A 12469-nucleotide genomic window follows, 5' to 3' on the forward strand; every position below is an offset into this window, starting at 1 on the left:
CCGCCTTGGACGCTGTGCGTCCGCTGTTGTGACGCAGAGCGTCACGGTATGCATTCCCACGCGGAGCGTGGGAACGATCTGAGACACCACAAGAGGTGACTATGAACAACTGGATCAGCGCCCTCGCCGACCTGCAGAACCAGGGTGAACCCTGCGTGCTGGTGACCATCATCGAAGAGCTCGGCTCCACGCCGCGCAACGCCGGCTCAAAAATGGTCATCAGCGCCGCGCACACCTTCGACACCATCGGCGGCGGGCACCTGGAATACAAGGCGATGCAGATCGCCCGTGACATGCTGGTGCGTGGCCAGCAGAACACCCATCTGGAGCGCTTCAGCCTCGGCGCCAGCCTGGGCCAGTGCTGCGGCGGCGTGACGGTGTTGCTGTTCGAACCCATGGGCCAGGTGCAGGCGCAGATCGCGGTATTTGGCGCCGGCCATGTCGGCCGCGCGCTGGTGCCGTTGTTGGCAAGCCTGCCGTGTCGGGTGCGCTGGATTGATTCGCGTGATCAGGAGTTTCCAGAACACATCCCTCAGGGCGTGCGTAAAATCATCAGCGAAGAGCCGGTCGACGAAATTGCCGACCTGCCGGTGGGCAGTTACTGCATCGTGATGACCCACAACCACGCGCTGGACCTGGAACTGACCGCCGCGCTGCTCAAGCGCAATGACTTTGCCTATTTCGGCCTGATCGGTTCAAAGACCAAGCGGGTCAAGTTCGAACACCGCCTGCGTGATCGCGGCTTCGACACCGCGCAACTGCAACGCATGCGCTGCCCCATGGGCCTCACCGAGGTAAAGGGCAAACTGCCGGTGGAGATCGCCATCTCCATCGCCGGTGAAATCATCGCCACCTATAACGCGAATTTCGGCCAGCACAGTGCGAGCGCCGAACCTATTGCCAAACTGCTGCCGGCCTCGCGTCGCAGCCAAGCTATCTAACACATTGAGATCACCATGCCTTTGACTCGCAAAGCCTACCGCGCCGCCATTTTGCACAGCATCGCCGACCCCGCCGAAGTGGGGATCGAAGCCTCTTATGAGTATTTCGAAGACGGCCTGCTGGTGATCGATAACGGCCAGATCAGCGCCCTGGGCCACGCCAGCGATTTGCTGCCAACCCTGCCCGCCGACATCGACGTGACCCATTATCAGGATGCGCTGATCACGCCCGGGCTGATCGACACCCATATCCACCTGCCGCAAACCGGCATGGTCGGTGCCTATGGCGAGCAGTTGCTGGATTGGCTCAACACCTACACCTTCCCGTGTGAACGCCAGTTCGCCGACAAGGCCCACGCCGAGGAAGTCGCGGGTATCTTTATCAAGGAACTGCTGCGCAACGGCACCACCACGGCGTTGGTGTTCGGCAGTGTGCACCCGCAGTCGGTGAACGCGTTCTTTGAAGCCGCCGAGAAACTCGACCTGCGCATGATCGCCGGCAAGGTGATGATGGACCGCAACGCGCCGGACTACCTCACCGACACTGCCGAATCCGGCTATCAGGAAAGCAAGGCGCTGATCGAACGCTGGCACGGCAAGGGCCGTTTGCACTATGCCGTCACGCCACGTTTTGCGCCGACCAGCACCCCGGAACAACTGGCGCTGGCCGGGCAACTGCTGGGCGAATACCCGGACCTGTACATGCAGACGCACATCAGCGAGAACAAGCAGGAAGTCGAGTGGGTAAAAGAGCTGTTCCCGGAGCGCAACGGTTACCTGGACGTGTACGACCATTACAAGCTGCTGGGCGAGCGCTCGGTGTTTGCCCACGGCGTGCACCTGTGTGATGACGAGTGCGCACGGTTGGCCGAGACCGGTTCGGCGGTGGCGTTCTGCCCGACGTCGAACTTGTTTCTTGGCAGTGGCTTGTTCAACTTGCCGATGGCCGAGAAGCACAAGCTGAATGTCGGCCTGGGCACTGACGTGGGCGGTGGCACCAGCTTCTCGCTGCTGCAAACCCTGAACGAAGCCTACAAGGTCATGCAACTGCAGGGCGCGCGTTTGAGCCCGTTCAAGTCGCTGTACCTGGCCACCTTGGGCGGTGCGCGGGCACTGCGTCTGGAAGACAAGATCGGCACATTGCAGCCGGGCACGGATGCGGACTTTTTGGTGCTGGACTACAACGCTACGCCACTGCTCAGCTATCGCTTGAAGCAGGCCAATAACATTGCCGAGACGTTGTTTGTGTTGATGACGCTGGGGGATGACCGGACGGTGTTGCAGACGTATGCAGCGGGTCAGTTGGTGCACCAGCGCTAATTTCAGCAACACCACAAAACAAATGTGGGAGCTGGGCTTGTGTGGGAGCTGGCTTGCCTGCGATAGCATCACCGCGGTGTACCTGATACACCTCGGTGCCTGCATCGCAGGCAAGCCAGCTCCCACACAAGCCAGTTCCCACATTTTTAGTCCCAGGCGAACCTGGAACATCACAGTTTGACTGAAGAACGCCCTGGCTTCTTGGTCTGCAACAAATGCGAGAACACCGCGTGCAAATCATCCGACGCGCTTTCCTCGTCGAGGTTGAGCTTGCTGTCGATGTGATCCATGTGGTGCATCATCAAATTCACTGCCAGCGTCGCGTCGCGTGCTTCGATCGCATCGATCAGTTGGGTGTGCTCATCGTAGGAACAGTGCGAGCGGTTGCCGCTTTCGTACTGGGCGATGATCAACGAGGTCTGCGACACCAGGCTGCGCTGGAAGCTGATCAGCGGTGCATTCTTCGCCGCTTCGGCGAGCTTCAAGTGGAATTCGCCGGAGAGGCGGATACCGGCACCGCGATCACCCCGTGAGAAGCTGTCGCGCTCATCGTTGACCATCTGGCGCAACTCGGCCAATTGCTCGGCCGTGGCGTGCTGCACCGCAAGCTCAGTGATCGCCCGCTCCACCAGCCGCCGGGCGAGAAATACCTGGCGCGCCTCTTCTACACTCGGGCTTGCCACCACCGCACCACGATTGGGCCGCAGCAGCACCACGCCTTCATGGGCCAGGCGCGAGAGCGCGCGGCGGATGATGGTGCGGCTGACGCCGAAGATTTCGCCCAGTGCTTCTTCACTCAATTTGGTACCGGGCGCCAGGCGTTGTTCGAGGATCGCCTCGAAGATATGCGCGTAGACGATATCGTCCTGGGTTCCGCTGCGACCAGCCTTGCCGGCTCGCGGTTGTTTCTTGAGAGGTTGCAACTGTTCGTTCATGGGCACTCGGGTTTGGAGAACGGCGGCGAATTAACGGTAATACGTCAACAGCGTGTTGCTGGCAAGTATCACCTAAAAACAGGGCACATTGTACACAACCCAGTGCGCCAACACACTGTACGGCTATTTGCGGTGGCGGCTGTATTGCAATGAGTGGTTACGTTTGAGTTTAGGCTTGAATTCGCTTTTTCCCAGGTAAAAGGAACACCTCTCCATGACCGACGCCACTCAAGCGCCCTTGCGCCCATTGGCCGACACTTCTGCGTCGGCCGTCGTCGCCGGCTTCATTGCCATGATGACCGGCTACACCAGTTCCCTGGTGCTGATGTTCCAGGCCGGCCAGGCAGCCGGTTTGACCACGGCGCAGATTTCTTCGTGGATCTGGGCGATCTCTATCGGCATGGCGGTGTGCAGCATCGGCCTGTCGTTGCGCTATCGCACGCCGATCACCATTGCCTGGTCCACGCCCGGCGCCGCGCTGCTGATCACAAGCCTGGGTGGAGTAAGTTACGGCGAGGCCATCGGCGCCTATATCACCTGCGCGGTGCTGGTCACGCTCTGCGGGCTGACCGGCAGCTTTGAAAAACTGGTCAAGCGCATCCCCGCCTCATTGGCGGCCGCCTTGCTGGCGGGGATTCTGTTCAAGATCGGCAGCGAGATTTTTGTCGCCGCGCAACATCGCACTGGCCTGGTGCTGGGGATGTTTTTCACCTATCTGATCATCAAGCGCCTGTCGCCGCGTTATGCAGTACTGGCCGCGCTGGTAATCGGCACCCTGTTGTCAGGGCTGATGGGTTTGCTGGACTTCAGCGGTTTCCACCTGGAAGTGGCAACACCGGTGTGGACCACGCCGCACTTCTCGCTGGCGGCGACCATCAGCATCGGTATCCCGTTGTTTGTGGTGGCAATGACCTCACAAAACATGCCCGGCGTCGCCGTGCTGCGCGCTGACGGCTATACCGTACCCGCCTCGCCGTTGATCACCGCCACTGGCCTCGCCTCGCTGGTGCTGGCGCCGTTTGGCTCCCACGGCATCAACCTGGCAGCGATCAGTGCAGCCATCTGCACCGGGCCACATGCCCATGAAGACCGCAACAAGCGCTACACCGCGGCCGTCTGGTGCGGGGTGTTCTACGGGATCGCCGGGGTGTTCGGCGCCACCTTGGCGGCGTTATTCGCAGCGTTGCCCAAGGAACTGGTGCTGTCGATTGCGGCCCTGGCGTTGTTTGGCTCGATCATCAATGGTTTGAGTATCGCCATGAATGAGCCCAAGGAGCGGGAAGCGGCGCTGATCACCTTTATGGTCACCGCGTCTGGCTTGACGCTGTTTTCCATCGGCTCGGCGTTCTGGGGGATTGTGGCGGGGGTGTTGACGCTGTTGATTCTGAATTGGCGCAAGGCATAAAAAAACGGCGACCCGAGGGTCGCCGTTTTTTTAGTATCACTTAGCCGCGTTGATCGGCTTTTCCGGATACCACACGTCCAGCAGTGGGCTGACTTCAGCGCTTTTCAGCTCGCTGCGGCCTTTGAGCCAGCTTTCAACAGCTGCGCGTTGCTCTTCGTTGACCGAGCCACGCTTCTGCAGGCAAACCAGACCGAAGTCATCGCCGCCGACATAGCCCAGACCATTGGCTTCCATGGCTTCTTTGATGAATGCTTCGAGGAAAGCATCGGTAGCTTCTTCACTCAGGTCTTCTTTGAAGTCCAGGTTCAGTTCGAAACCCAGCTCTTGAAATTCATCAACGCACAGTTTTTTGCGCAGACGCTGGGAACGGTTAGTCGCCATTGGAACAATCCTCTTAAGTAATAACGGCCGGCACTTTAGCAGTTTAAGCCGACCTTTGCCCGACTCTATGGGACGGGCGGCCATTGGTCTGCAAAAAAACCCGAAATACCCGCTATCGTTCAGCTACAACTGGATCCACCTTGGGGCATAATGCCGACACTTTCGTGACCAATGAGGGATTTTCTTCCATACCCCTCACCTTTTTCACCCTTCTCAGCAGTAGGGTTTTATTCCTTATGATCAACTCTTTTCGTTCAGTACTCTTTGCCGGTTTTCTTCTACCTCTGGCTTTTTCCGTCACCGCCGCGCCGATCAACAACAGCCTGCCGCCAAATGTTCAGCAGGCACTGCAGAAAGCCAAAATACCCAATACTTCGCTGTCGTTGGTGATGCTGCCCCTCACCGGGCCCGGCACGCCGACCGTGTTCAACGCTGATGTTTCGGTTAACCCGGCCTCCACCATGAAGCTGGTCACCACCTACGCAGCCCTGGAAATGCTCGGCCCCAACCACCAGTGGAAGACCGAGTTCTACACCGACGGCACCCTCAGCGGTGGCGTGTTGCGCGGCAACCTCTACCTCAAGGGCGGCGGCGACCCCAAGCTGAATATGGAAAAACTCTGGCTGTTGATGCGCGACCTGCGCGCCAATGGCGTACAGCAAGTCACTGGCGACCTGGTGCTGGACCGCAGTTTCTTCAATCAGCCGCAATTGCCTGAATTCAATGACGACGGCAACGACGAGAACAAGCCGTTCCTGGTCAAGCCGGACGCCCTGCTGGTCAACCTCAAGGCCCTGCGCTTTGTCACCCGCAATGACTCGGGCCGGGTGATCGTCTCGGTCGAGCCGCCGATTGCGAGCATCCGCATCGACAACCAGGTCAAAGTCTCCAACGCCAAGCAATGCACTGGCGATGTGCGCTACAGCCCGGTGACCGCCGCCGATGGCAGCGTGACCGTGACGGTCAGCGGCCAGTTGGGCGATGGGTGCAGCTCGCAGACCTACCTGTCGCTGCTCGACCACGCCACCTACACCGCCGGCGCCGTGCGTGCGATCTGGCAGGAGTTGGGCGGTACCATCCAGGGCCGTGATATCCAGGCACCAGTGCCCAAGGACGCTAAAGTGCTGGCTCGTGCGTTCTCGCCGGACCTGGCGGAAATCATCCGTGACATCAACAAATACAGTAACAACACCATGGCCCAGCAGTTGTTCCTGAGCCTGGGCGCGCAGTTCCGCAACGACGCCGATGGCGACGACGCCAAGGCCGCGCAACGCGTGGTGCGTCAGTGGCTGGCGAAAAAAGGCATCACCGCGCCGCACCTGGTGATGGAGAACGGCTCCGGCCTGTCCCGCGCCGAACGCGTCAGCGCCCGCGAAATGGCGGCCATGCTGCAAGCGGCGTGGAAAGGCCCGTACTCGGCGGAATACATCAGTTCGCTGCCGATTGCCGGCACCGACGGCACCATGCGCAAACGCCTGAAAACCACGGCTCTGCGCGGTGAGGCTCACGTCAAGACCGGCACCTTGAACACCGTGCGCGCCATTGCCGGGTTCAGCCGCGACAACAATGGCAACACCTGGGTGGTGGTGGCGATACTCAACGATTCGAAGCCATGGGGGGCTTCTTCGGTGCTCGATCAGGTGCTGCTGGACCTGTATCGCCAGCCGAAGCTGACAGCCGCAGCGCCCGTCTTGTAATTGATCGTTCCCATGCTCCGCGTGGGAACGCAGCCTGGGACGCTCTGCGTCCCAAAGCGTGACGCAGAGCGTCACAAGAGGCATTCCCACGCAGAGCGTGGGAACGATCAGGCGCGCAAGCGCTCGGCCTCCACCCGGTCGCGGCCCGCCTGCTTGGCCACATACACCGCCGAGTCCGCGCGCAGCAGCAGCCCGTCAATCCCTTCATCGATCCGCCAACTGGCCACACCGAAGCTGGCGGTCACAACACCCACCACTTCCATCGGTTCGGTGCGCAGCGACTGCCACAACTCCATCGCCAGGCTATAAGCCTGCTCGGCATCGGTGTGCGGGCACAGCACCACAAACTCTTCGCCGCCCAAACGACAAAACACATCCGTGCGGCGCAGGCGCCGGCCGATGCGTTTGCACACTTCCTGCAACACCCCATCGCCCACCGCATGCCCGTGCTGGTCATTGATGCGCTTGAAGTGATCAATATCGAGCATGATCAACGACAATGTGCCCTTGGTTCGGTTGAGCCGCAGCATCTCGGCCTTGAGGCGATCCTGAAAATAACGGCGGTTATGAATGCCCGTCAGCGAGTCGGTAATCGACAGCGCACGCAGCTCCTCTTCGACCCGCTTCAGATCGGAGATATCCGACACGTAGCCATGCCACAACGTGCCACCGCCGGTTAACTCCTCCGGCGTGGCTTCGCCGCGAATCCAGCGCAGGCCGCGTTGCGGCAACACCACCCGGTACTCTTCGCGCCAATGGCTCAACTGCAGCGCCGACAGCCGAATCGACAGGCGCACACGCTCCACGTCTTGCGGATGAATGCGTTCGAACACCTTGTCCGCGTCTTGCTGCAGTACGCCCGTGTCGATTTCATAGATATCGCGCATACCATCGCTGGCATAGATGAAACGCCCCTTCCCCTTGGGTTCGAGGGTGAACTGAAAAATCCCGCCAGGCACGTGGGCACTGAGCTTTTTGAGTAGGCGGTCGCGCGCGGCCAACGCCTCGTAGGCGCGTTTTTGTTCGGTCACATCCATGTAGATCGCCAGGTGCCCGATCCACAGGCCGTAGTCGTCCAGCAATACGGTGGTGAGCATATTCACCGTCAGGTAGCGGCCATCCTCGCGCAGTAATGTCCACTCGCGCGCCTCGTGCAGATTGTCCGGGCTTTCCACCAGCATCGCCTGGCTCGCCGGAATACGCTTGCCCAAGGCCACGCTCAAACTGGCCGCGCGCGCTTCGAGTTCCAGGGCCAGATGCAGGCTTTCCAAGGTCAGCCTCCCCACCACCGCCTCGGATTTGAACCCGAGCATTTTCTCGGCACCGGCATTGAAGGTGTTGATCACACCCCGCAGGTCAGTGGCAATGATCGCAACATGGGTGGCGGCGTTCAGCACGCTGCGCAATTGCCCGTGGGCTGCGCGAAGCTCCTGCTCACGCAGGTGCAACTGCTGCGTGCGTTGTTCCACCAGCTTGAGCGCGCGCTGGCGCTGGCTGACCAACACATACAGCAACGCACTGAGCAGCAGACTGAGGAGCACGCCCATGGCCAGTATGGTGTGCATCGACGAGTGATTGGCCTGGTCGAACACCTGGCTGGCGCGAACGCTCAAGGCATACACATGGTCGCCGAGGGTGAGACGACGCGTGGCAACAAGGCCGCTGTCGCCCACCGCGTTGCTGGACGCGTACAGCACGCGCTGCTGCGTGTCGGAAGTGTCGACGATCTGCATCACCAGGTTGTCGCGGCTGGGCTTGGGCAAACCATCGGCGACCAGTTGGCGCATGCTGATCACTGCCATCACATAACCATGGGGCTCGGTGTCGACGGGTTTGCTCACGGGCGCCACCAACAAGACGCCGGCGGCATAAGCCGGTTCTACGCCCACCAACTGCATGGGCTGGGACACCGCAGGCCGGCCGCTTTTCTGCACCCGCTCAAGCACCGAACGACGCAGTGGCTGGGCCAACAGATCGAACCCCAAGGGCGAACCCAGCAAGCTTTGGGTCTGGCTGTACAGCACCGGCACATACTCGTCGCGCTCGGGCGCCGGCGCCAGTTCACCCGAAGTGTTCAATTCTCTAATGGCGAAAGGTGTACCACGCTGACGCGAGATTTCCTGTTCAAAAGCGTTGCGCTGTTCGCGAAATATACGCGGCGCCCAGGCATAGGCGCGGGCGCGCAGAAGCAAAGGCTTGGCGAAACCATCGAACTCGGCGCGGGACACGTCACTGGAATTGACGAAGAAACGCTGCAGGCTGGCCAGGCGTTGCTCCTGGTCTTCGAACCGCTCCTGGAGGCGGGTGTAGCGCTCGTTGACCAACAACTGGAAACGCTGGCGCACTTGCTGTTTGTAGAGGTCGGCGGCCGCCCAGGCGACGATGACCGTCAGCGCTCCACCTACCAATAACACCACCAATGCCACCAGCCAAGCCGACGCCTGCTCACTGATAAAGCCTAGTATTTTCGGGCGAACGGCTTGCATCGGCATAGGCAACACTCACAACGCCAGCGTGCGGGGGGTGTCACTTTGGCTAGGCGTTAAGTTATAACCATGAGGCCGGTGTTTGACCAGTGCAAAAAAGCCGCAAGCCCGGAATATTCCGGGCTTGCGGCTTTTTGGTGCAGCTTGAGTGTGGCGATCAGCGAGCGGTGATTTTCCAGGCCCGGTGAATCTTCGCGTTACGTGCGAAGTCCGGGTCCAGGGTTTTGTCGCTGATTTCCTCGACCGCGTAGCGCTCGCTGAGGTTGTCCTCCAGCACGAACTTGCGGAAGTTGTTCGAGAAGTACAGCACGCCGCCAGGCGCCAGGCGCGCCATGGCCAGGTCGAGCAACTGCACGTGGTCACGCTGTACGTCGAAGATGCCTTCCATGCGCTTGGAGTTGGAGAAGGTCGGCGGGTCGATGAAGATCAGGTCGAACTCATCACGGCTCGCCTCCAGCCAGGCCATCACATCACCTTGCTCCAGGCGGTTCTTGTCAGAGAAACCGTTAAGGGAGAAGTTGCGACGCGCCCAGTCCAGGTAAGTCTTGGACAAGTCGACGCTGGTGGTGCTGCGCGCGCCGCCCTTGGCTGCGTGCACACTCGCGGTGGCGGTGTAGCAATACAGGTTGAGGAAACGCTTGCCGGCCGCTTCCTTCTGGATGCGCATGCGCATCGGGCGATGGTCGAGGAACAGGCCGGTATCCAGATAGTCGGTGAGGTTGACCAGCAGCTTCACGCCGCCTTCGCTGACTTCGGTGAACTTGCCTTGGGCGCTTTGACGTTCGTACTGCTTGGTGCCGCTCTGACGTTCGCGACGCTTGACCACCACGCGGCTTTTGTCGACGTTCAGCGCCTGGGGAATCGCGGCCAGCGCATCGAACATACGCGCAGAGGCTTTTTCCGGGTCGATGGATTTAGGCGCGGCATATTCCTGCACATGCACCCAATCGTGGTACAGGTCGATGGCCATGGAGTATTCCGGCATATCAGCGTCGTACACACGGTAGCAGTCCACACCTTCGCGCTTGGCCCATTTGCCCAACTGCTTGAGGTTCTTTTGCAGGCGGTTGGCGAACATCTGCCCGCCTTCGCTCAGGCGCGCCTGCTCAACCACCGGGGCTGGAGCCGGCTTGATCGGGTTGCCGTTCTTGTTGTACTGGCGCTCGACCGGCTCGGTCGGGGCTTGATCGTAAGCGGCTTGCTCACGCTCGGCCTGGCGCTGCTCCGGGGTGCGGCGCTCGCCAGTGACGAACTGGTCCGGGTTGACCTTGATCAGCAGCAACTTGCACGGCAACGCGCCGTTCCAGAACGAATACTGTTTGTGGCTGCGGATGCCCATGCGCTTGCCCAGGTCCGGCGCGCCGGTGAACACCGCCGCTTCCCAGCCCATGCAGGCCTGGCGCAAGCGCTCGCCGAGGTTCTGGTAGAGGTACAACAGGCTGGCTTCGTCACCGAGACGCTCGCCGTAGGGCGGGTTGCAGATCACCAGGCCTTTCTGGTTCTGGTCCGGGCGCGGCTCGAACGTGCCGACTTCGCCCTGGTACACCTTGATCCAGTGGCTTAAGCCTGCGCGTTCGATGTTGTTACGGGCGGGCTGGATCAGACGCGGGTCAGCCTCATAGCCACGCACCCACAATGGCGGCTTGTTCATGCCAATGGCAGCACGCTCGGTGGCCTCGGTGTGCAGCTTCTTCCACAGCGCCGGTACGTGACCGAGCCAGGTGGTGAAGCCCCACAGCTCACGATTGAGGTTGGGCGCCATGTCGGCGGCGATCATTGCGCCTTCCACCAGGAAGGTGCCCACGCCACACATCGGGTCCGTCAGCGCGCCGCCTTCGGCCGCAATACGCGGCCAGCCGGCGCGAATCAGGATCGCGGCTGCGAGGTTTTCCTTCAACGGTGCGGCGCCCTGCTGCAGGCGATAACCGCGCTGGTGCAGGCTGTGACCGGACAGGTCCAGGGAAAGGATGGCTTCGCCACGGTCCAGGCGCAGGTGAATGCGCAGGTCCGGGTTGATCTTGTCGATGGACGGGCGTTCGCCGGTCGGGGTGCGCAGCTTGTCGACAATCGCATCCTTGACCTTCAGCGCGCCGAAGTGGGTGTTGTCGATGCCCGAGCCGTGGCCACTGAATTCAACGGCCAGGGTGCCGTCCGGGACCATGTGGTCGGCCCATTCGATATCCAGCACGCCGTGGTAGAGGTCCTCGGCGTCCTTCATCGGGAAGCGCTTGAGCACCAGCAGCACGCGGTTGGCGAGGCGCGACCAGAGACACAGGCGGTAGGCGGTTTCCATGTCGGCCATGCCGCGCACGGCCGAGGTGTGCTCGCGGGCTTCCTCAAGGCCAAGCCCGACGGCTTCCTCGATCAGCAGGCCTTCGAGGCCCTTGGGGCAGGTGAGGAAGAGTTCAAAACGGTCCGACATGGGGCATTCCAGGCTTTTCAGCAATAAATGAACGGGCGACGCATCGCCGGCTCGGTTTTCAATCAAGCACTTTTCTTGAAGAGTGCTCGCGTGGCACGAATGTGCCGTTCCACCCCGGCTACCGGGCGTTTGGGCCTGAATTGCCGGGGCAGATAAATAAATCATCGCAACAAAAAGAAATATTCCGACCCTTCGTCGAATAATAACCGACTGCAACAGGCGGGCATTCTCACTAAAGGATTAAACCCATCCTCTATGCAGGGCACATCATAGCTGGGTTTGCCTATTAAATGGGGCGAAAAGCCATCCCAGCTTATGGCTATAGCATCGTTATCGTTACGTGCTTATGACAAAACGATCATTGAATCCATGTGACCTATTGGTTAGAACTCAACACAGGTTGGCGCCGTAACGACGCCGACACATAGGCTCGCCACGCCGGCAGCGAGCCCACCAACGGCAGGAAAACCCTGCCCGGCCCCACGCGGGGCCGAAGGATATCTAGACAGTCAACAAGTGAGGGAAACACCCTATGAGAAGACTTAAGCGTGATCCGTTGGAAAGAGCATTTTTACGCGGATATCAATATGGCGTTCATGGTAAATCCCGTGAGCTTTGCCCATTTACTCTACCGTCGGTACGCCAAGCCTGGATCAACGGCTGGCGAGAAGGACGCGGCGACAACTGGGACGGTATGACTGGCACTGCGGGAATCCACAGACTCAACGAACTTCACGCCGTCGGCTGACACGGGGCACTTAATCCGACAACCACCTTGAAGATTTTGTAACGACTTAACCACGCACGTCCTATCCGGGCGGCGGGCTTCGGCCCAGGGGGCTCCTTTTGGAGCCCTTTTTAATGCTCGGAAATTGGCTGATC

9 protein-coding genes are annotated in these 12469 nt (G+C 60.4%); 5 read left to right on the forward strand and 4 right to left on the reverse strand.

Annotated features, from left to right (window positions below):
* The first annotated feature begins 101 nt into the window (after positions 1-101).
* Both xdhC and guaD read left to right on the forward strand, forming a co-directional pair.
* Positions 102-941 (forward strand): xanthine dehydrogenase accessory protein XdhC, encoded by an 840-nt coding sequence (gene xdhC, locus HX790_RS08370; RefSeq protein ID WP_017134780.1) that lies wholly within the window; start codon positions 102-104, stop codon positions 939-941.
* Positions 942-956: 15 nt separating this feature from the next.
* Positions 957-2261: a guanine deaminase gene (guaD, locus tag HX790_RS08375; RefSeq protein WP_099548809.1), complete on the forward strand. Its 1305-nt coding sequence runs from the start codon at positions 957-959 to the stop codon at positions 2259-2261.
* 170 nt (positions 2262-2431) lie between these two features.
* Here guaD and HX790_RS08380 read toward each other — a convergent pair whose 3' ends face one another.
* Positions 2432-3196, reverse strand: coding sequence for a GntR family transcriptional regulator (locus HX790_RS08380; RefSeq protein WP_017134778.1), 765 nt, complete (start codon positions 3194-3196; stop codon positions 2432-2434).
* A gap of 214 nt (positions 3197-3410) precedes the next feature.
* Between HX790_RS08380 and HX790_RS08385 the strand changes: the two genes are divergently transcribed.
* Positions 3411-4601 carry a benzoate/H(+) symporter BenE family transporter gene (locus HX790_RS08385; RefSeq protein ID WP_017134777.1) on the forward strand — a complete coding sequence of 397 codons (1191 nt, stop codon included), beginning with the start codon at positions 3411-3413 and terminating at the stop codon, positions 4599-4601.
* A gap of 36 nt (positions 4602-4637) precedes the next feature.
* Here the strand turns inward: HX790_RS08385 and HX790_RS08390 are convergent, their stop codons facing one another.
* Positions 4638-4982, reverse strand: a complete 345-nt coding sequence (locus HX790_RS08390) for a YggL family protein (RefSeq protein WP_017134776.1) — start codon at positions 4980-4982, stop codon at positions 4638-4640.
* 236 nt (positions 4983-5218) lie between these two features.
* On the opposite strand from HX790_RS08390, the gene dacB reads away from it, so the two are divergent.
* Positions 5219-6679, forward strand: coding sequence for a D-alanyl-D-alanine carboxypeptidase/D-alanyl-D-alanine-endopeptidase (gene dacB, locus HX790_RS08395; RefSeq protein ID WP_017134775.1), 1461 nt, complete (start codon positions 5219-5221; stop codon positions 6677-6679).
* Between the two features lie 107 nt (positions 6680-6786).
* Here the strand turns inward: dacB and HX790_RS08400 are convergent, their stop codons facing one another.
* Both HX790_RS08400 and rlmKL read right to left on the reverse strand, forming a co-directional pair.
* Positions 6787-9171: a diguanylate cyclase gene (locus tag HX790_RS08400; protein WP_176991427.1), complete on the reverse strand. Its 2385-nt coding sequence runs from the start codon at positions 9169-9171 to the stop codon at positions 6787-6789.
* A gap of 151 nt (positions 9172-9322) precedes the next feature.
* A complete protein-coding gene (gene rlmKL, locus HX790_RS08405) occupies positions 9323-11587 on the reverse strand; it encodes a bifunctional 23S rRNA (guanine(2069)-N(7))-methyltransferase RlmK/23S rRNA (guanine(2445)-N(2))-methyltransferase RlmL (protein ID WP_017134773.1) in 2265 nt (754 codons plus the stop codon).
* A 532-nt stretch (positions 11588-12119) separates the two neighbouring features.
* On the opposite strand from rlmKL, the gene rmf reads away from it, so the two are divergent.
* On the forward strand, positions 12120-12335 hold the full coding sequence (rmf, locus tag HX790_RS08410; RefSeq protein ID WP_002553055.1) for a ribosome modulation factor: 216 nt from the start codon (positions 12120-12122) through the stop codon (positions 12333-12335).
* Positions 12336-12469 lie beyond the last annotated feature (134 nt).

It is taken from the genome of Pseudomonas sp. IPO3747, from assembly GCF_013385245.1.
In the GTDB taxonomy this organism is placed as follows: domain Bacteria; phylum Pseudomonadota; class Gammaproteobacteria; order Pseudomonadales; family Pseudomonadaceae; genus Aquipseudomonas; species Aquipseudomonas edaphica.